General features: G+C 34.7%; 20 protein-coding genes. All 20 read left to right on the forward strand.

All coding sequences use genetic code 11. The features are described from left to right. Window positions 1-87 precede the first annotated feature (87 nt). The gene (locus LQE93_RS10815; protein ID WP_186837670.1) at window positions 88-867 is read left to right on the forward strand and encodes a DeoR/GlpR family DNA-binding transcription regulator; all 780 of its coding nucleotides are present in this window, start codon (window positions 88-90) and stop codon (window positions 865-867) included. Between the two features lie 773 nt (window positions 868-1,640). Continuing rightward, window positions 1,641-2,420 (forward strand): class II aldolase/adducin family protein, encoded by a 780-nt coding sequence (locus tag LQE93_RS10820; RefSeq protein WP_055266175.1) that lies wholly within the window; start codon window positions 1,641-1,643, stop codon window positions 2,418-2,420. Window positions 2,421-2,426: 6 nt separating this feature from the next. After that, a complete protein-coding gene (locus tag LQE93_RS10825) occupies window positions 2,427-4,088 on the forward strand; it encodes a propanediol/glycerol family dehydratase large subunit (RefSeq protein WP_231073579.1) in 1,662 nt (553 codons plus the stop codon). 16 nt (window positions 4,089-4,104) lie between these two features. After that, window positions 4,105-4,740 carry a propanediol/glycerol family dehydratase medium subunit gene (locus LQE93_RS10830; protein ID WP_186837672.1) on the forward strand — a complete coding sequence of 212 codons (636 nt, stop codon included), beginning with the start codon at window positions 4,105-4,107 and terminating at the stop codon, window positions 4,738-4,740. Further along, on the forward strand, window positions 4,737-5,126 hold the full coding sequence (locus LQE93_RS10835) for a diol dehydratase small subunit (protein ID WP_186837673.1): 390 nt from the start codon (window positions 4,737-4,739) through the stop codon (window positions 5,124-5,126). The genes LQE93_RS10830 and LQE93_RS10835 overlap by 4 nt, the downstream gene beginning before the upstream one ends. 254 nt (window positions 5,127-5,380) lie before the next feature. After that, entirely contained in the window at window positions 5,381-7,042 is a 1,662-nt protein-coding gene (locus tag LQE93_RS10840) for a diol dehydratase reactivase subunit alpha (RefSeq protein ID WP_231073581.1), read from the forward strand. Between the two features lie 479 nt (window positions 7,043-7,521). Next, window positions 7,522-7,890: a hypothetical protein gene (locus LQE93_RS10845; RefSeq protein WP_231073583.1), complete on the forward strand. Its 369-nt coding sequence runs from the start codon at window positions 7,522-7,524 to the stop codon at window positions 7,888-7,890. Further along, a complete protein-coding gene (locus tag LQE93_RS10850; RefSeq protein ID WP_231073585.1) occupies window positions 7,883-8,317 on the forward strand; it encodes a GlcG/HbpS family heme-binding protein in 435 nt (144 codons plus the stop codon). The genes LQE93_RS10845 and LQE93_RS10850 overlap by 8 nt, the downstream gene beginning before the upstream one ends. 394 nt (window positions 8,318-8,711) lie before the next feature. Further along, window positions 8,712-10,184: an aldehyde dehydrogenase family protein gene (locus LQE93_RS10855; RefSeq protein WP_231073587.1), complete on the forward strand. Its 1,473-nt coding sequence runs from the start codon at window positions 8,712-8,714 to the stop codon at window positions 10,182-10,184. Window positions 10,185-10,740: 556 nt separating this feature from the next. After that, window positions 10,741-11,937 (forward strand): zinc-dependent alcohol dehydrogenase, encoded by a 1,197-nt coding sequence (locus LQE93_RS10860; protein ID WP_231073589.1) that lies wholly within the window; start codon window positions 10,741-10,743, stop codon window positions 11,935-11,937. 171 nt (window positions 11,938-12,108) lie between these two features. After that, the gene (locus tag LQE93_RS10865) at window positions 12,109-12,414 is read left to right on the forward strand and encodes a BMC domain-containing protein (RefSeq protein WP_186837677.1); all 306 of its coding nucleotides are present in this window, start codon (window positions 12,109-12,111) and stop codon (window positions 12,412-12,414) included. Between the two features lie 479 nt (window positions 12,415-12,893). Next, entirely contained in the window at window positions 12,894-13,172 is a 279-nt protein-coding gene (locus LQE93_RS10870) for a BMC domain-containing protein (RefSeq protein ID WP_055268265.1), read from the forward strand. Window positions 13,173-13,800: 628 nt separating this feature from the next. After that, entirely contained in the window at window positions 13,801-14,097 is a 297-nt protein-coding gene (locus tag LQE93_RS10875) for a BMC domain-containing protein (protein ID WP_055268267.1), read from the forward strand. 384 nt (window positions 14,098-14,481) lie between these two features. Beyond that, window positions 14,482-14,760, forward strand: a complete 279-nt coding sequence (locus LQE93_RS10880) for a BMC domain-containing protein (protein WP_055268299.1) — start codon at window positions 14,482-14,484, stop codon at window positions 14,758-14,760. Window positions 14,761-14,784: 24 nt separating this feature from the next. Beyond that, on the forward strand, window positions 14,785-15,420 hold the full coding sequence (gene pduL / locus LQE93_RS10885; RefSeq protein ID WP_231073590.1) for a phosphate propanoyltransferase: 636 nt from the start codon (window positions 14,785-14,787) through the stop codon (window positions 15,418-15,420). 415 nt (window positions 15,421-15,835) lie between these two features. After that, the gene (locus LQE93_RS10890; RefSeq protein WP_055268271.1) at window positions 15,836-16,078 is read left to right on the forward strand and encodes a EutN/CcmL family microcompartment protein; all 243 of its coding nucleotides are present in this window, start codon (window positions 15,836-15,838) and stop codon (window positions 16,076-16,078) included. Between the two features lie 183 nt (window positions 16,079-16,261). Continuing rightward, entirely contained in the window at window positions 16,262-17,590 is a 1,329-nt protein-coding gene (locus tag LQE93_RS10895; RefSeq protein WP_231073743.1) for a 4Fe-4S dicluster domain-containing protein, read from the forward strand. Between the two features lie 3 nt (window positions 17,591-17,593). After that, window positions 17,594-18,142 carry a BMC domain-containing protein gene (locus LQE93_RS10900; protein ID WP_148315782.1) on the forward strand — a complete coding sequence of 183 codons (549 nt, stop codon included), beginning with the start codon at window positions 17,594-17,596 and terminating at the stop codon, window positions 18,140-18,142. A gap of 56 nt (window positions 18,143-18,198) precedes the next feature. Further along, window positions 18,199-18,552, forward strand: a complete 354-nt coding sequence (gene eutS, locus LQE93_RS10905; protein ID WP_055268303.1) for an ethanolamine utilization microcompartment protein EutS — start codon at window positions 18,199-18,201, stop codon at window positions 18,550-18,552. Between the two features lie 168 nt (window positions 18,553-18,720). Further along, a complete protein-coding gene (locus LQE93_RS10910; protein WP_231073592.1) occupies window positions 18,721-19,155 on the forward strand; it encodes a EutP/PduV family microcompartment system protein in 435 nt (144 codons plus the stop codon). Window positions 19,156-19,485 lie beyond the last annotated feature (330 nt).

Raw genomic sequence — 19,485 nt, forward strand, 5'->3', positions numbered from 1 at the left:
TAACTAATACTATATCAAAAATTGAAAAATATACTTTAAATTTACAAAATTTCAGGTATAATTTAAAGATAGAATAAAGAAAAGGTTGTGAAGTTAGTGTTAGCAATAGTTAGAAGACAGAAGATTGTTGACATCATCCAGGATAAAAAGAAGGTTTTAGTGCAGGAATTGGCTGCTAATTTTTCTGTGACTGAAGAAACTATTCGTCGTGACTTAGAAAAGTTAGAAGAGCAAGGAATACTAAAAAGAACTTATGGTGGTGCGATAATTAATCAAGGCACTAATGTAGATATGCCAGTAGATATGAGGGAAATATCTAATAAAGAAGGTAAGATGAAGATTGCTGAACAAGTTTCCCAAAGCATACAAGAAGGTGATACATTAATGCTAGACTCATCTTCAACTGCTTTCTATGTTGCAAAATGTATAAAGAAAAGCAAGAAGAGAGTTACCATAATTACAAATTCATTAAAGGTATTAATTGAGTTACAGGATACTAAAGATGTAAATCTTATATTAGCAGGTGGAAGCTTTAGAGAAAGTGCTAAATCATTTGTTGGAAAGTGGTCTGAAAGTGTAATTCAAAATTATTATGTAAATAAAGCTATAATATGCTGTAAAGGTATGGATATAAATAGAGGAGTAATGGATTCTAACGAACAAGAAGCTGAAGTTAAGAAGCTTATGGCAGGATCTGCGGATAAGGTATTCTTAGTTGTGGATTCTATGAAGTTTGATAGAAGCTCCTTTGTAAATATAGTTGATTTTGATCAGATAGACTATTTATATACGGATGAACCATTATCAAAGAAATGGGAAAAAGTATTAAGAGAAAATGATGTTAAAGTAAATATCTGCAATGGGTAATTTGTGATTAGGGGAAAGGTTTTGCTGACGCAAAAGTCCAAAAGTCAGCTACGCTGAGAGCAAAAGATTTGCTAGCGCAAATGTCCCAAAGTTAGTTATACAGAGGTTAAGAGATTTGCTGGCGCAAATGTCCAAAAGTAGCCTACGTTGAGGGCAAAAGATTTGCTGGCGCAAATGTCCCAAAGTTAGTTATACAGAGGTTAAGAGATTTGCTGACGCAAATGTCCGAAAGTCAGCTACGTTGAGGTCAAAGGATTTGCTGTGCAAATGTCCAAGGGAATTGGCTAATATCGAAAGTAAATGTGAAGTATTCACTTAGTTGTTAGTAAATATGCTTGTAGTATGAATAGATTAATTTATACTACAGGCATTTTTTTTGTTTAAAAAGGATTAACAATATGGTTATTAATCATATTAATTTGGATTTAGGTTGAATTTATAAAGTAAATATTTTGGAAGTATTTAAAGTTTTATGTTGAATTTGTATCAAAAACAACATATTAAACAAAAATTATCAATTTGCAACATAAAATGTGTTTTAAATGCCTTAAAAATAAGGAAAAGTCTACTTTTGAGGAGAGAAAAACTGTTCTTAAGTGTTTTGTATTTTAAAGAAAGCTAAATTTTAACAATAATAAATAAAGAAAATATCTCACCTAATATTGACTATGAATACTTATATTGGTAAAATAAAGATAAACAAAGATAAAAACAAACATAAATACAGATAAACAGAAATAAAATCAAATAAAGGTTAATTGGGAGGGGAATTTATGTTTTCAGAATATGAAATCAAAAAACAAATTTGTGAAATAGGTAAGAGAATATACCAAAACGGCTTTGTAGCTGCTAATGATGGTAATATCTCAGTAAGAATTAATGATAAGGAAGTACTTTGTACACCAACAGGAGTTTCAAAAGGGTATATGACTCCAGATATGATTTGTAAGGTTGATATGAATGGTAATGTACTTCAAGCTAATGGAAAGTTTAAGCCATCTTCAGAAGTAAAGATGCATTTAAGAGTATATAAAGAAAGACCAGACGTAAAATCAGTAGTACACGCTCATCCACCTTATGGTACAAGCTATGCTATAGCAGGGATTCCACTAGATAAGCCAATAATGCCAGAGGCAGTTATAGCTTTAGGAGCAGTTCCAATAGCTGAATATGGTACTCCATCAACAGAAGAAATTCCAGATGCAGTAGCTAAGTATTTACAATGCTATGATGCAGTTCTTTTAGAAAACCATGGTGCATTAACTTACGGACCAGACTTAATGGCAGCATACTTCAAAATGGAATCTTTAGAATTCTATGCTAAGTTAATGTTTATCTCTAGCCAAATCGGACAACCTCAAGTATTAGACAACACTCAAGTTGATAAGTTAATAGATATAAGAAAAGCAATGAACTTAACAGGAAAACATCCAGCTTTATGCCAAAAAGGTGGAGCATGCACATGCAAAGCTAATAATGAAGAACCAGCAGTCGATGAAGATCTTATAGCTAAAATTGCTAAAGAAGTTACTTCTAAGATTTTAGGTAAATAGTGAAAAATGAAATCAAAGAGATTTGAAGCTTTAGGAAAAAGACCTATAAATCAGGATGTTTTCATGGAAGAATGGCCTGAAAAAGGGTTTGTAGCGATGAGAAGTCCTTATGATCCAGAACCTTCGATAAAAATAGAAGGAAATGTGATAACTGAGCTTGATGGAAAGAAGAGGGAAGATTTTGACTTTCTTGATTATTTCATAGCTGATTATGCTATAGATAAGGAAATGGCAAAGGAAGCTATGGAGTTAGACTCATTATTATTTGCAAGACTTCTTGTTGATACAGTAACTCCAAGAGAGGCCATCATAAGGATAGTAAAAGGTTTTACACCAGCTAAGATATTAGAAATAGTTAATCATCTTAATGTTGTTGAAATGATGATGGCTATGCAAAAGGTTAGAGCGAGGAAAACTCCTGCTAACCAAGCACATATAACTAATTTAAAGGACAATCCTTTACTTATAGCAGCAGATGCAGCTGAAGGTGCATTAAGAGGCTTTAGGGAAGAGGAAACAACAGTTGGGATAGTTAGATATGCACCTTTTAATGCAATAGCTTTATTCATAGGTTCTCAAATAGGTAAAAAAGGAGTTTTAACTCAATGTGCCGTCGAAGAAGCTACTGAATTAGAGCTTGGGATGAGAGGATTTACAACATATGCAGAGACAATGTCTGTATATGGTACAGAAAATGTATTTATAGATGGAGATGATACTCCATATTCAAAGGCATTTTTAAATGCAGCATATGCTTCAAGAGGATTAAAAACTAGGTTTACTTCAGGTACTGGTTCAGAAGTTTTAATGGGTGATGCAGATAAAAAATCAATGCTTTACCTAGAAACAAGATGTTTGATGGTTACTAAGGGAGCTGGGGCACAAGGAATACAAAATGGTTCAGTATCTACTATAGGGGTTACCTCATCGGTACCATCAGGTATAAGAGCAGTATTAGGTGAAAATCTTATAGCAGCAATGCTTGATTTGGAAGTGGCATCGTCAAATGACCAAACATTTTCTCATAGTGATATAAGAAGAACAGCGAGATTATTGATGCAATTCTTACCTGGAACAGACTTTATATTCTCAGGATATAGTGGAACACCTAACTATGACAATATGTTTGCAGGTTCAAACTTCGATGCTGAAGATTTTGATGATTACAACGTACTTCAAAGAGATTTAAGAGTTGACGGTGGATTAAGACCAGTTAAAGAAGAGGAAGTTGTAAAGGTTAGATTAAAAGCAGCAAAGGTAATTCAAGACTTGTTTAGAGAGCTTGATTTAGCAGTTGTTAAAGATGAAGAAGTTATAGCTGTAGCTTATGCACATGGAAGCAATGATGTTCCAGATAGAGATGTTATAAAGGATTTTGAAGCTATCGAACAATTAATGAAAAAAGGTATTACAGGTATTGATATAGTAAGAGCTCTGATAAATGCAGGGCATAGAGATGTGGCAAGTGACATATTGGAAATGCTTAAGCAAAGGGTTTCAGGGGATTATCTCCAAACATCAGCAATACTTGATGAAGAATTCAATGTAATATCTGCAATTAATAATAAAAATGATTATCTTGGACCTGGCACTGGATATAGATTAGACGGTGAAGAATGGGAAAAGGTTAAAAAATTAAATAATATTATAGATAGAAACTCCTATTAGGGTTAGGAGGTATGAGATGGACCAAAGTGTATTAGTAGAGAGAATTACACAATTAGTAATAGAAGAATTAAAAAATAATAATAAGGTATCTTTAGATAATCTATTCCAAAGGGCTATTGAAGAAAAGCAAGCAGAGATTGGTGAAGGTAAGGATGAGGTCGTAATAGGTATTAGTCCAACATTTAATCAAGAAGTAAAGCAAACTTTATCTGGAGCAAATCACAAAGATGTAATTAAAGAAATAGTTGCTGGAATTGAAGAAGAAGGCTTAAAAGCTAGAGTTATTAAAGTTTTTACAAGTGCAGATGTTGCTTTTATAGGAAAAGAAGCAGCTACACTTAGTGGCTCAGGTATAGGAATAGGTCTTCAAGCTAAAGGAACAGCAGTAATTCATCAAAAGGATTTATATCCATTAAGTAACTTAGAATTATTTCCACAAGCACCACTTATAGATTTAAAGACATATAGGAATATAGGCAAGAATGCAGCAAAGTATGCAAAGCTTGATAATCCAATACCTATAAGAGTAAAAAGTGATTGTATGAGCAGACCAAAATTTCAAGTAAAAGCAGCTCTTTTTCATATAAAAGATACTGAAAAGGTAGTAAGAGGAGCTAAATCAATAGAAATACCATTGGAGGAGCTTATATGAAATATCCATTAAGTAAAAGTGACATAGATATAAAGAGTAAAAGTGGAAAATCAATAGACCAAATAACTATTGATGAAGTTATTAATGGAAGAGTAACTGGTGAAGATATAAAGATATCTAAGGAAACATTAAGGCTTCAAGGTGAAATAGCAAGGCAAGAAGGTAGAACTCAATTAGGAGAAAATTTTGAGAGAGCTTCCGAACTTGTTGATATACCAGATGAAGAGTTACTAATTATCTATAACATGTTAAGGCCTAACAGAAGTACAAAGGAAGAGCTTCTTAATAAGGCAAAGGAAATAAGAGACAAGTATAATGCTATAGCTTGTAGTAATCTTATTATGGATGCTGTAAATGTATACAGTAAGAGAGGGATATTAAAATAAAGAAAATAATATGTGGTGTAGATATTGGTAATTCATCAACAGAAGTTACTATTTGTGAGATATATGAGAGTTTAAAAAATATAAAGTATATAAGTTCAAATCGGGTAAAAACAACAGGGGTAAAAGGAACTAGAGATAATGTAACAGGTGTTAGAGTTTGTATACAGGGAGCTTTAGATAAAGCAAACTTAAGAGTTAATGATATTGACCTTATAAAGATAAATGAAGCATCACCAGTTATAGGTGAAAGTGCCATGGAGACAATATCAGAAACGATAATAACAGATTCTGCAATGATTGGACATAATCCAGATACTCCAGGTGGTTTTGGGGTAGCTTTTGGAGAAACAATAAAATTAGAAACATTAAGTGGAAAATACTGTGGACAAAATCATATGAACTTATGGAATAATGTGGATAAAAATAGCAATTTACCAAGTTATGAAGTTTGTGGGTTTGATAAAGTACAAGCTGATGATTCTAATAAGGAATATATCGTAGTTATTGATGAAAATTTTAATTATGATAATTCTTCAAAATTAATAAATAAATTAGTTGAAAATGGTGTGAATATAACAGGGGTTATATTAAAAGAAGATGAAGGTGTGCTTCTAAATAATAGGTTAGATAAAAAAATACCAGTTATAGATGAAGTGCAAAAGATAGAAAAAGTTCCCATAGGGCGAAAAGCTGCCATTGAAGTTGCAAAGCCAGGAAAAACCTTAAAGGTTTTATGTAATCCATATGGAATTGCAGGTATCTTTGGTTTAAACCCAGAGGAAACTAAGAAAATCACACCTATAGCTAAGGGGTTAATTGGACTTAGATCTGGTGTAGTTATTAGGACTCCATCAGGTGAAGTAAAAGAGCACAAGGTTAAGGCTGGAAAGCTTAGAATAATAGGAAATAAGTCTATTGAAGAAATTGATATAAATTCTGGAGCTTACAATATCATGAGAAAATTATCACAGGTTGGTGAGATAAAGGATATTGAAGGTGAAAGAGCGACTAATATATCTTTTATGATTAAATCTATAAAAGATTCTATGGCTAAATTAACAGGCTTAGATATGGAAAAGGTTAAAATAAAAGATTTATTGGCAATAGATACAACAGTTCCGTTAGAAATTAAAGGTGGAATAGCAGGAGAAAGATATAGAGAAAAGGCTGTTGCAATAGCAGCTATGGTTAAAACTGAAAAACTACCACTTATGAAGATTAAAGAGGAGCTTGAAGATTACTTTAAAGTAAAGGTTGAAATAAATGGAGTTGAAGCTGTTATGGCATCAATTGGAGCATTGACTACAAGAGGTACAAAACTTCCTATAGCTATTGTAGATATGGGGGGAGGGTCCACTGATGTAGCACTGTTAGATGAAAAAGGTACAGTAAAAACTATACATCTAGCAGGAGCTGGAGAGTTAGTGACAATGATGATTAATCTAGAGCTTGGACTAAATGATAGGAACTTAGCTGAAGAGGTTAAGAAGCATATAGTTGGTAAGGTTGAATCACTTTATACTCTTAGGTTAGAAAATGGAGAGGTAAGATTTTACGATAAACCATTAAACTCAAAGCTTTATGGAAGAGTAGTTGTAGTAAAAGATGATGAATTGCTTCCTATATATAATGACGTAACTATAGAAAGAGTTATTAAGGTAAGACGAAGAGCTAAGGAAGAGATTTTTATTAAAAATATAATTAGAGGATTAAAGATAGTAAGTGATATGGGAAATCTTTATTCAATACCTAATGTAGTTTTAGTAGGAGGATCAGCTTTAGATTTTGAGGTACCAGATATGGTATCTTTGGAACTTTCAAATTACGGAATTATAGCAGGGTCAGGAAATATAAGAAATACAGAAGGACCAAGACATGCAGTGTCAACAGGATTGGTGCTGGATTGGTTGGCGTAAGAGGTCGACTGCGTCGGGGGGAAAGGTTTGCTTCGCCAAGGGGAAAAGATTTGCTGGAGCAAATGTCCCAATGTGCCTACGGCAGTCCAAAAGATTTGCTACACAAATGTCCAAAGGTTACTTTGCTAGGATGAGAAGATTTGCTGGAGTAAATGTCCTAATGTGCCTACGGCAGAGCGATAGTCGCTAGCGTGAGGTGAAAGGTTTGATTTGCCAAGGTGAAGAGATTTGCTGGCGCAAATGTCCCAATGTGCCTACGGCAGTCCAAAAGATTTGCTACGCAAATGTCCAAAGGTTATTTTGCTAGGATGAGAAGATTTGCTGGAGCAAATGTCCCAATGTGCCTACGGTAGTCCATAAGTCAGCTTCGCTGAGACCAAGAGTTGATAAGGCAGAGCGATAATTTGCTTCGAAAAGGGGAAAGATTACCTTCGGTGAGGTGAAAGTTTTTCCTTGCGGAAAAGGTGAAAGGATTTTCTTTGAAAATAGGAGTTTACCTTAAAGAGGATGATGTGAGGACAAGCATTAGAATGGATAATAATTTTTTGAAGGTTTATTCAGATAAAAATAATGTGTATTTAGGTTTTGTGTTAGATGGTCTTGAGGAACAGAATATAAGATATGAAGTTTTGGCTCTGGAGCTGATTGGTGAATTAAACCTTGCAAAGGTTCCTTTTAACATGGCTATAGAGTTGAATCAGAATAATGTAGAACTTAAATCTAGTGATTTTAAGGGGGTAGTAAATTTTAAAGTCACTATTAATAATAAAAAAATAGCTAAGGAATTTGGCCTTGATGTAGGAAGGTATATTAAGAAAATTCCACTAAAGGGTGATTGGTATGAGTAGTTTAAAATATCTTAATCTAGATATAGCAACGAAAGTTATGAAGGAAGTTGAGAATGCTGCAAAAGAGTTAGGAACACCTATTGTAATAGCTATAGCTAATGAATGGGGACTTCCAATAGCAGTTCATTTTATGGATGGAGCACTTCCTGCAAGTTATGATATAGCGGTTAATAAAGCTTACACAAGTGCAACTGTAAGATTATCCACAGAAGTGCTTAAGGAGTTATCAAGAGACGGTGGAGAACTTTTTGGAATTATGAACACTAACAATGGAAGAATAGTAACTTTCCCAGGAGGATTTCCTTTAGAGGTTGGTGGAAAAGTTATTGGAGCTGTTGGAGTAAGTGGAGGAACTGCTGACTACGATAATAAGTTAGCTTATATCGGAAAAGAAATATGGAGTGAGTTTGCTGCACAAAGAGGATAGGATTTGCTGGCGCAAATGTCCAGATGTGCCTACGGCAGTGCAATAGTTTGACTTCGTCAAAAAGGGAAAGGTCAGCTAGCACTGAAGTGAAAAGTACCTTCAGTAAGTGAAAGGTTTGCTTATGCAAAGGGGAAAGGATTTGCTGTGCAAATGTCCAGATGTGCCTACGGCAGTCCAAGAAGATTTGCTACGCAAATGTCCAAAGGTGACTACTACAGTTTATAAGTCAGCTTCGCTGAGAGCAAGAGCTTATAAGGCAGAGCGATATGTTGACTTCGTCATACTAAAAGATTTGCTTTGCAAATGAGCAAGAGTTGATTTTGTTAAAAAGCAAAGTGTGATTTGGTGTAAGAGTTTGGTTTAGTCAAAGAGAAATGAGATGGGAGGGAGTAGTATGGAGACTAGTACAGAATTAGTGCAAGAGATTGTGGCTAAGATAATGAAGGAAATGTCTAAGACTGAAGTTGTTGCAGATAAAAAATGTGGCTGTAATGGTGGATGTGGTGGCAAGGGTAGCTGTAAAGGTGATGGTAGCTGTAAGAGTCATGAGGATTACATATTTAGTGATGTAGATTCAGCAGTAGCAGCAGCTAAAGAAGCTTATAAGAAATTAAAGACTCTTTCAATTAAAGATAGAGAAAAGATAATACAAAAAATTAGAGAAAAGTGCTTAACATACGCTGAGAGATTATCAATGATGGCTGTTGATGAAACAGGTATGGGAAGAGTTGAAGATAAGATAACAAAGCATTTATTAGTAGCAGAAAAAACTCCAGGGACTGAAGATTTAACAACTACAGCTTGGAGTGGAGATGGTGGATTAACTTTAGTAGAGCAAGGACCATTTGGTGTAATTGCAGCTATAACTCCATCAACAAATCCAACAGCTACAGTTTTCTGTAACTCTATTGGAATGATAGCAGCAGGAAACACAGTAGTATTTGCACCACATCCAGGTGCTAAGGAGTGCTCTAAGTTTGCAGTTAAGCTAGTAAATGAAGCATCAATAGAAGCTGGGGGACCAAAGAACATTGTAGTTACTTTTGATAATCCGAGCATTGAGATAACTTCAGCGTTAATGAATCACAAGGATGTACCTTTTATATCAGCAACTGGTGGACCTGGAGTTGTTAAACAAGCTTGTTCAGCAGGAAAGAGAGCAATAGGTGCTGGAGCAGGAAATCCTCCTGTAATAGTAGATGAAACAGCAGATATAAAAGCAGCAGCAAGAGATATTATAGATGGGGCAACTTTTGATAATAACTTACCTTGTATAGCTGAAAAAGAGGTAGTAGCTGTTGAGCAAATATGTGATGAATTAATAGTGGAAATGCAAAAGAATGGGGCTTATCTTTTAGAAGATCCAGAGTTAGTTAAAAAGCTAGTAGATACAGTTCTAATTAAAAAAGGTGATAAGAGAATTTTAAATAGAAAGTTTGTTGGTAGAGATGCCAAGGTTATATTAGATGCTATAGGAGTTTATGCTGAAGATTCAGTAAGATGCATTATCTTTAAAGGATGCAAAAAGCATTTACTAGTAGTTGAAGAGTTAATGATGCCAATACTAGGAATAGTAACGGTTAAGGACTTTGAAGAAGCTGTAGAAGTTGCTGTTGAGTTAGAGCATGGAAATAGACATTCAGCTCATATGCACTCAAAGAATATAGATAGATTAACTTACTTTGCAAGAGAAGTTGATACTGCAATATTTGTTAAGAATGCACCATCATACTCTGCTTTAGGGGTAGGGGCTGAAGGTTATCCAACATTCACAATTGCAAGTAAAACTGGTGAAGGATTAAGTTCAGCAAAGACATTTACTAAGGCAAGGAGATGTGTGCTTAAGGATTCACTTTCAATAAAGTAGAGATGGTTTGCTTACGCAAAGGTGAAAAATCACTGCGTCAAGGGAAAGGATTTGCTGACGCAAATGTCCAAGGGTGCCTACGGCAGTCCAGAGGTCAGCTACGCTGAGACCAAGAGATTTACTTGCGTAAATGTCCGAGAATTAATACGACAGGGAAGTAATTTTGCTTAGTTAAAGAGTCAAATGTGATTTGTAGGTATAAATTAAGGTGAGGAAGTAAGGGAAAGGATTTGCTGACGCAAATGTCCAAATGTGCCTACGGCAGTCCAGAGGTCAGCTACGCTGAGACCAAGAGATTTACTTGCGTAAATGTCCGAGAATTAATACGACAGTGAAGTAATTTGGCTTAGTTAAATAGTCAAATGTGATTTGTAGGTATAAATTAAGGTGAGGAAGTAATTGAAAAGATTTGCTGACGCAAATGTCCAAATGTGCCTACAGCAGACCAAAAGTCAGCTATGCTGAGTCCAAAAGATTTACTACACAAATTTTTGAGAGTGGCTGTGGCAAAGCAATAGTTTGATTTGGGTAAAGAGAAATAAAGGGGGAGAGGGATATGGAAATTAATAATATAAATATTGAAGCTATAGTTAAAAGTATACTTCAAGAAATGACTACAGGGGCTGAAGCTCCAAAGGCTGTTTCTAATGCTAACACTGCAAAGGTTGGTATGATGACAGCTAAGGAAAGAATTGAAATAAAAGAATTCAACATACCTGAAATTAGCGACGATGAAATGTTAGTTAAGGTTGAAGGTTGTGGAATCTGTGGTACAGATGTACATGAATATAAGAATGACCCATTTGAATTAATTCCAGTAGTTCTTGGACATGAAGGAACTGGTGAAATCATAAAGATGGGTAAAAACATCAAGAGAGATTCGGCAGGAAAATCACTTAATGTTGGAGATAAGATAGTAACTTGTATTATTCCTTGTGGAGAATGTCCAACTTGCTTACAACATCCTGAAAGAACTAACCTTTGTGAAAATCAAGGTATATATGGATTAATGACTGATGACAATGTTCATTTAAATGGATGGTTTGGTGATTATATAGTAATAAGAAAGAACTCAACAGTGTTTAATGTATCTGATATGGATTTACACTCAAGAGTATTAATAGAACCAGCAGCAGTTGTTGTACATGCTGTTGAAAGAGCTAAGACAACTGGACTTTTAAAGTTTAACTCTAAGGTTTTAGTTCAAGGGTGTGGACCAATAGGATTATTATTACTTAGCGTATTAAGAACTATGGGAATTGAAAACATAGTAGCTCTTGATGGAAATGAAAAGAGATTAGAAATGGCTAAGAGATTAGGTGCAACTGCAACTGTAAATGTAATGAAGAGCAGTTCATTTGATGAAACTATAGAGAAAATAAAAGACTTAACAGATGGACTTGGAGCAGATTTCGCTTTCCAATGTACAGGTTCTCCAAAGGCTCATGCAGGAATTTGGAAGCTTGTTAAGAGAGGTGGAGGACTATGTGAAGTAGGATTCTTCGTAAATAATGGAGATGCTACAATCAACCCACACTTTGACCTTTGTAATAAAGAAATTACAGCTGTAGGTTCTTGGGTTTATACACCACAAGATTACTTAACAACATTTGATTTCTTAAAGAGAGCTAATGGAATTGGATTACCAATAAAAGAACTTATAACTCATGAGTTCCCACTAGAGCAATTACAAGAAGCGCTTGAAACAAATATTAGACAAGAAGGAATAAAGATAGCGATTATAAATAAGTAGTCGACTGAGGCGAGGTGAAAAGTTTTGCTGGCGCAAAAGTCCCAATGTCAGCTTCGCTGAGACCAAGAGTTTGGCTATCGCCAAAGTCCAAGAGTCAGATTTGCTGAGATTGAAGTAAAGATTTGACTTCGTCAGAGAGTAAGAAGAAATGTTTGAATGAGGTGCTATAGGGTGAAGGCTTTAGGATTATTAGAGGTGTTTGGTTTAACTACGGCACTGGTAGCTGCTGATGCTGCTTGTAAGGCTGGGGATGTTAGGATTGTTACTATAGATAAGAATAAACCTGGCAATGCTGACAAGCTTGAGGTACCACTTCTTATTGTAATAAAGTTTGAAGGTACTGTAAGTGATGTTGAAATGGCTATTGAAGCTGGAATAGCGGCAGCTAATAAGGTTTCAGGAGTTAGTTGTAGTTATGTAATACCTAGAGTAGATGAAGGAATTAAAGGGTTTGTAGATACAAGCTGTATAGGTTAGTGGCCTAGCGGCCAGGTGAAAGGTTTTCCTGGCGGAAAAGGTGAAAAGACACCTTCGGTGAGGTGAAAAGTTTGACTTCGTCAAAAGGGAAAAGTCAGCTTTGCTGAGTAGAAAAGGGAAGGTTTTGCTGACGCAAAAGTCCAAATGTCAGCTTCGCTGAGATCAAAAGTTTTGCTAGCGCAAAAGACCAGAGGTCATCTAGTTATGATATGAAAAGAGCAGGTTTTGCTGGCGCAAAAGTCCCAATTTCAGCTTCGCTGAGGGCAATAGTTTTGCTATCGCAAAAGACCAAAGGGAATCTAGTTATGATATGAAAAGAGAAGACTTTGATAACTTAAAAGACCCAATATCAGTTTAGTTAAGAATAGAGATGGCTGATTGGGTTAAATTGAAAAGATTATATTATGTATTAAATTAAAATTTATTATAAAAATTATCGAATTAAAATATTAAAAAGAAAGATTTAGGAGGATTTTATTATGAAACAAGAAGCTTTAGGAATGGTAGAAACAAGAGGATTAGTAGCAGCTATAGAGGCAGCAGATGCAATGGTAAAGGCAGCAGACGTAACTTTAATTGGAACTGAAAAGATTGGATCTGGATTAGTAACTATTATGGTAAGAGGAGATGTTGGAGCTGTTAAAGCTGCTACAGAAGTTGGAGCAAGCGCTGCAGCTAATTTAGGTGAGTTAGTTGCTGTACATGTAATTCCAAGACCAAATGGAGATGTAGAAAAAATATTACCAACATTAGGCTAGTCGACTGCGTCGAGGAGAAAGGTCAGCTTCGCTGAGGTGAAAAGTCACTTATGGTGAAGAGAAAAGAGAAGGTTTTGCTGGCGCAAAAGTCCCAAAGTCAGCTTTGCTGAGGGCAATAGTTTGGCTAACGCCAAAGTCCAGGAGTAAGTTGAGGTTAGAAGAATGGTTTTGCTGGCGCAAAAGTCCAAATGTCAGCTTCGCTGAGGGCAATAGTTTGGCTGACGCCAAAGCCCAAGAGTAAGTTTGAGGTTAGATGAATGGTTTTGCTGGCGCAAAAGTCCCAAAGTCAGCTTCGCTGAGGGCAAAAGTTTGGCTAACGCCAAAGTCCAAGAGTAAGCTGAGGTTAGGAGAATAGTTTTGCTGATGTAAAAGTACAAGAGTCAGCTTCACTGAGGGTAATAGTTTTGCTAGCGCAAAAGACTGAGGATTATCTTTTTTTGAGTGGTAAGTTCTGAATTACGTTAAAGGCATGGAGTCACACTCAGTGAGGATAAGGTTTTTCTTAGGCTAGAGTTTAATAATCATCTTTTGTGAGATGGATAGATTTATTTTTAAATTAGATAGATTCATTTTGCAAAAGGTGAAGGTTTAAGTTTAAAAAAAGTGTTTTGAAATTAGGGTGGTTATAATGAATGCAATAGGTATAGTTGAGGTTGTTGGGGTTGTGGCTTCGGTTGAGGCTTTGGACAGTATGACTAAGACTTCTAATGTTAAGTTTAAGACTATGGAGAAGAAGCTTGGTGGAAGATTAGTAACAATAGTTGTAGAAGGTTCTGTGGAAGATGTTCAAGCTGCTGTTGAGGTTGGAACGAGAACTGCAGATTCTATAACTAAATGTGTTGCTCATGCTGTGATTCCAAGACCACATGAAGAAATAATGGCTTTGCTAGATAGGAGTAGCTTGAAATTTAACAAAGCGAGATGATAGTTTATGGATGAAAAGAATATTGAAAAATCAACTGAAGAGTCTGTAGAAAAAAAGCCTAAAAGAGGCAGAAAAACATCTGCTAAGAAAGATGTAAAAGAGCCTAAAAAGTCTAAAGCTAAAGTTGACGAAGCAAAGGTTGAAGATGTTAAAGTAGAAGAGGTTAAGGTTGAGGCTTCAAAGGTAGAGGAAGTTAATATTGAAGAATCAAAAGCAGCAGATGCTGTAAATAAAGATGATATTGTTCAAGATGGAATTGATGTCAAAGAAGCTGAAGTTATTGAAGTAGTCAGCAAGGAAGATAAGGCTGAAGATGAGATTATTTTAGAGATTAATAAAGAAGAAGTTTTTAATAAAAAAGATGAGAATTTAGGAGGAATTAAAATGGGACAACAAGCATTAGGAATGTTAGAAACTAGAGGATTAGTAGCTGCTATAGAAGGTGCAGATGCAATGGTTAAGGCTGCAAATGTTGAATTAGTAGGAACTGAAAAAATAGGATCTGGATTAGTTACTGTTATGGTAAGAGGAGATGTTGGAGCTGTTAAGGCTGCTGTTGAAGCTGGATCGGAGGTTGCTTCAAGATTAGGTGAAATAGTTGCTGTTCACGTAATTCCAAGACCACACTCAACTGTAGAATCAATTTTACCAAAACAAGCTTAATTTTAGTTAGGTTTGGTGATTTAAATGAACGAAACATTAGTACAACTTATAACTGAAAAAGTAATGGACGTATTGAAAAATGAACAACCTTCATCTAAAAAAGAGGTGAAGGTTGGGGTTTCTGCAAGACATATACACTTATCAAAGGAACATTTAGAAGTTTTATTTGGTAAGGGGTATGAGTTAAATGTTAAGAAATATCTAATGGGAGATCAGTTTGCATCAGAGGAGCTTGTTACAATAGTTGGACCTAAGTTAAGAAGTATTGAAAAAGTAAGAATTTTAGGACCAGTAAGAAAAGAAACTCAAGTTGAGATATCAGCTACAGATGCAATAACCTTAGGGGTTAAGGCTCCAGTTAGACTTTCAGGAGATACTAAGTCTTCTTCACCAATAACTATAGTAGGACCAAAGGGTACTGTAAGAATTGATGAAGGATGTATTGTTGCTAAAAGACATATACATATGCATCCAGAAGATTCTAAGAGACTTGGAATTGGAGAAGGAGTTGTATCTGTAAGAATAAAAGGCGATAGAGCTGGAATATTAGAAAACGTAGACGTTAGAGTAAGAGAAGATTTCCACTTTGAAATGCATATAGATACAGATGAGGCTAATGCATTAGGAATCAAAAATGGAAGCTTTGTAGAAATTATTTAATGTTAGAAAAATGTTTATATTTGCTTCATACTTCGGAATTAATTCACTAGCATAAGAATTTCTATTATTTCTTACATGAAAATTACTAAAGTTTGTGAACTTAAGTGAGATTCAAAATTTTAATTTTGTTAATCGAACTTACTCATTCGACGTTAGGAGAAGGAGCTTCATTAAAAAAACAGCACAAACTTTTTAACGTAATTTTCATTCCAGAAATAATGAAATTCTAGATGTTAGTTCATGATATTCCTGTGTATGTATCAAATATAAACATACATAACTAACAAAAAATACTAAAAATTTCTTAAGGGATTTGATATAAAAGGTCTTAAGGTTAATGAAGAAAGTAACAGAAGTTGATTTGGACAAGGATGAAGATTGGACAAGTCTTGTTTTTTCTTGAAAGGAGAAAAAAATGTTTATTGGTACTGTTATTGGGAATGTTGTTAGTACTAGAAAAGAGGATAATTTGATGGGGTATAAGCTTTTGATAGTTAAGCCTGCTGATGATTATAATAATGGGAAGAATATAGTTGCAATTGATAGGGTAGGAGCTGGGATAAATACTGAGGTTATAGTTACTACTGGGTCTAGTGCTAGGTTAGGACTTAATAAAGAGGTACCAGCTGATGCAGCTATTGTTGGAATCGTAGATTAGTGATGGTTTTGCTGAAGCAAAAGGTGATGGTCGCTTATAGCGAAGTTATGGTTTGCTGCGCAAAGGTGATGGTTTGACTTCGTCAAAGGTAGTGGTTACCTGTGGCAAGAGGATGGTTTTGCTTACGCAAAAGATTATGGAATTGTTTGGTCATAAGGTATAGAGGTAAAGGAAGTGATTGAGATGGTGCTTCAGGAGTTAAAGGATTTACTTAAGGAAAGTGGGATAGTTGGTGCAGGGGGAGCGGGTTTCCCTACTTATGCGAAGTTATCTTATGATGTAAACACTGTTATTTTAAATGGTGCAGAGTGTGAACCTTTATTTAGGGTTGATCAGAATTTGTTAGCAACTCATACAGATGAGATTTTGACAGGATTGAGTCTTGTTGTTGAAGCTGTAGGAGCGAAGGAAGGAATATTGGCTTATAAGGAACATTATCATGATGCTGATGAAGCTATTGAGAGAGTTATTTATAAGTACCCACGACTTAGAAAGAAATTGCTTAAGGATGGATATCCAGCAGGTGATGAAGTAGTTTTAGTTTATGAAACAACAGGTAGGGTAGTACCTCAAGGAGGAATTCCTATAAATGTTGGGGCAATGGTTATGAATGTTGAAACAGCGCTAAATGTTTATAATGCAGTAGAAAAGAAGGAGCCAGTTACATACAAGTATTTAACAGTTGGGGGAGCAGTTAATGAGCCAAAGACTTTAAGAGTTCCAATAGGGACAAAGTTTGGTGATTTACTTAAAGAAGCTGGTGGACCATCTATAGATAGTTATAAGCTTCTAGTTGGTGGACCAATGACTGGTGTAATAGGGAACTTAAATGATACTGTAACTAAAACTACAAAGGGTATATTTGTATTACCAATGGACAATCCAATAATTGAGCTTAGAGAATATAGATTGAAAATTGCTTTAAAGAGAGCCATGGGAGTCTGCTCTCAATGTAGAATGTGTACAGATTTATGTCCAAGAAATTTATTAGGACATTCAATTGAGCCACATAAAATTATGAATTCGTTAGCTTTTGGACTTGATTATAATTCAGAAGTTTTTGTAAATGCATTGGCATGTTGTGAATGTAATCTTTGTTCAGCTTATTCTTGTCATCAAGGATTAAATCCTAAAGCAATTATAGCTGATTTAAAAGGAAGACTTAGAGCTAATGGTGTTAAGTTAGCAAAGGTTGATAGTAAGGTTAAAGAGGAAAAGGAATTTAGAAGAGTGCCTGTAGGTAGAGTTGTTGCAAGGTTAAAGTTAACCCAGTACAACGTTGATGCTCCTCTAAATGAGATGACTTTAGAGCCAAATATTTTAACTATAAAAGCCAGACAATCAATAGGTGCTCCAGTAACATTTAATGTTAATAAGGGAGATAAGGTAACTAGTGGACAAGTTATAGGAAGTATAGATGAGAAGTCTTTAGGAGTCTTTTTACATAGTCCTATAGATGGAATTATTAGTGAAATAAATAAAGATTATTTAGTAATAAGAAGGGAGGGATAATTCTTGGTTAGTGCATTAGGATTAGTTGAATATTTAAAGATTCCAACAGGGATGATGGCTGCAGATAAAATGTCAAAGACATCAAATATAGACATTATTCATGCTGCAACAGTATGTCCTGGGAAATATATTGTATTATTTAAGGGAAACTTATCAGATGTTAAGGCTGCCATAGAAGGTGGAACGATAGGCTTTGAGCATAATGTGATAGATTCATTCTTATTAGGAAATCCTACTGAGCAAATATATGGTGCAATATCAGGAAGTACATCTGTAGAAATTAAGGGAGCTGTTGGAATAGTTGAGAGCTATTCAGTTGCATCTATAATTGAAGCAGCAGATATAGCAGCAAAAACATCAGCAGTTACTCTTGTGGAAGTTAGACTTGCAAGAGGGATGTGTGGAAAAAGCTTCTTTATTATAAATGGAGAATTATCCGCCGTTGAAATGTCAGTAGAAAATGCAAAGAAGCATCTAATGGAGAGTGGAATGCTACTAGACTCAGCAGTAATTGCAAATCCATCAGATAACTTTATAGAGAACTTGTATTAATTGGACCTCGAAGGTCCAGAAAATTGGAAATTAAGGTGGTGGGATTTGTGGATAATATATTTGAAAAATCCGAGACTACTAGAATTATTCAGGAGTTTGTTCCTGGTAAGCAGGTTACTTTGGCTCATGTTATTGCTAATCCTGTGCCTGAATTGTATCAAAAGTTAGGTTTGGTAACTAATCAAAAGGGAGCTATTGGGATAATGACAATAACTCCAAGTGAAGGGACTATAATAGCTGCTGATATTGCAACTAAGGCTTCTGATGTGTCTATTGGATTTATTGATAGGTTTAGTGGATCTTTAGTTATAGTTGGTTCTGTATCTTCAGTTGAAGAATCTTTAAGGGAAGTTATGAAGGTTCTTGGAGATATGCTTAAGTTTACAGCAACAAATATAACAAGGTCTTAAAATATATTAAAGTTTAAAGTATTGCTAATATGTAATATTTAATATGGTAGTTTATAGATAAGATATAATTTATATGATTTCCTCCTTAAAACATATAAAATAGATTAATCTACCTGTGTAAGTATTATATATTAGCAATTTTTATTAATAGTTAAAGTTGGTGAGATTATGAAGAAGGTTATATTTATAGGTAAAAGTGGTTGTGGTAAAACGTCTCTTTGTCAGAGACTTCAGGGGGAGGAGATTAGGTATAAGAAGACTCAGTTTATAGATTTATATGTTGATTCTATTGATACTCCTGGTGAATATTTGGAGAATAGAAATTATTATAGTGCTTTAATAACAACAGCTGCTGAGGCTAATATAATTGCTTTAGTTCAGGAGTGTGGGGATACGATTTCTATAATGCCACCTGGATTTGCAGGGACTTTTGGTAGAGAAGTTATAGGCATTATAACTAAAATTGATATAGATTGTTGTGAAGATAGTATAGATATTATTGAAGAACAATTGAGAGTTGCAGGAGTTAGTAGGGTCTTTAAGGTTTCAGCCTATTCTACTGAAGGAATAGAAGAATTGAAGAGATATGTAGATGGACTATAAAAAGGCCTATTGGCAGGGTAAGACCATCTTTATAGAAAGTAATAGATAAGATTTATGAGTAAATAGATAATTATAAAATAAAAGATGATTTATTATAAACAATAAAAGAAAGTAATAAACTGAATAGTGTGGAACATAGGTTAATTTTCAAAAATTGAAAACTATCCTGAAATTGTTTACAGATATATCTATTTATTATAGTATAAAAGTGTAAATAGGGACAAGTTGGCTAGTAATTTTAGAACTTGTACTAAATAGTGTTGATATTAAAAATATAGTCATTATAACTATTAACTATATTAGAGTTATTAATACTTTTAGAGAGTGGGT

This window comes from Clostridium sp. NSJ-145, from assembly GCF_021044725.1.
In the GTDB taxonomy this organism is placed as follows: domain Bacteria; phylum Bacillota; class Clostridia; order Clostridiales; family Clostridiaceae; genus Clostridium; species Clostridium disporicum_B.

What these genes read in the sequence shown, in the direction of transcription:
- LQE93_RS10820 (WP_055266175.1), top strand. Translation starts at nt 1,641, where the DNA reads ATGTTTTCAGAATATGAAATCAAAAAACAAATTTGTGAAATAGGTAAG.
- LQE93_RS10825 (WP_231073579.1), top strand. Translation starts at nt 2,427, where the DNA reads ATGAAATCAAAGAGATTTGAAGCTTTAGGAAAAAGACCTATAAATCAG.
- LQE93_RS10830 (WP_186837672.1), top strand. Translation starts at nt 4,105, where the DNA reads ATGGACCAAAGTGTATTAGTAGAGAGAATTACACAATTAGTAATAGAA.
- LQE93_RS10835 (WP_186837673.1), top strand. Translation starts at nt 4,737, where the DNA reads ATGAAATATCCATTAAGTAAAAGTGACATAGATATAAAGAGTAAAAGT.
- LQE93_RS10840 (WP_231073581.1), top strand. Translation starts at nt 5,381, where the DNA reads ATGGAGACAATATCAGAAACGATAATAACAGATTCTGCAATGATTGGA.
- LQE93_RS10850 (WP_231073585.1), top strand. Translation starts at nt 7,883, where the DNA reads ATGAGTAGTTTAAAATATCTTAATCTAGATATAGCAACGAAAGTTATG.
- LQE93_RS10855 (WP_231073587.1), top strand. Translation starts at nt 8,712, where the DNA reads ATGGAGACTAGTACAGAATTAGTGCAAGAGATTGTGGCTAAGATAATG.
- LQE93_RS10860 (WP_231073589.1), top strand. Translation starts at nt 10,741, where the DNA reads ATGGAAATTAATAATATAAATATTGAAGCTATAGTTAAAAGTATACTT.
- LQE93_RS10870 (WP_055268265.1), top strand. Translation starts at nt 12,894, where the DNA reads ATGAAACAAGAAGCTTTAGGAATGGTAGAAACAAGAGGATTAGTAGCA.
- LQE93_RS10875 (WP_055268267.1), top strand. Translation starts at nt 13,801, where the DNA reads ATGAATGCAATAGGTATAGTTGAGGTTGTTGGGGTTGTGGCTTCGGTT.
- LQE93_RS10880 (WP_055268299.1), top strand. Translation starts at nt 14,482, where the DNA reads ATGGGACAACAAGCATTAGGAATGTTAGAAACTAGAGGATTAGTAGCT.
- pduL (WP_231073590.1), top strand. Translation starts at nt 14,785, where the DNA reads ATGAACGAAACATTAGTACAACTTATAACTGAAAAAGTAATGGACGTA.
- LQE93_RS10890 (WP_055268271.1), top strand. Translation starts at nt 15,836, where the DNA reads ATGTTTATTGGTACTGTTATTGGGAATGTTGTTAGTACTAGAAAAGAG.
- LQE93_RS10895 (WP_231073743.1), top strand. Translation starts at nt 16,262, where the DNA reads ATGGTGCTTCAGGAGTTAAAGGATTTACTTAAGGAAAGTGGGATAGTT.
- LQE93_RS10910 (WP_231073592.1), top strand. Translation starts at nt 18,721, where the DNA reads ATGAAGAAGGTTATATTTATAGGTAAAAGTGGTTGTGGTAAAACGTCT.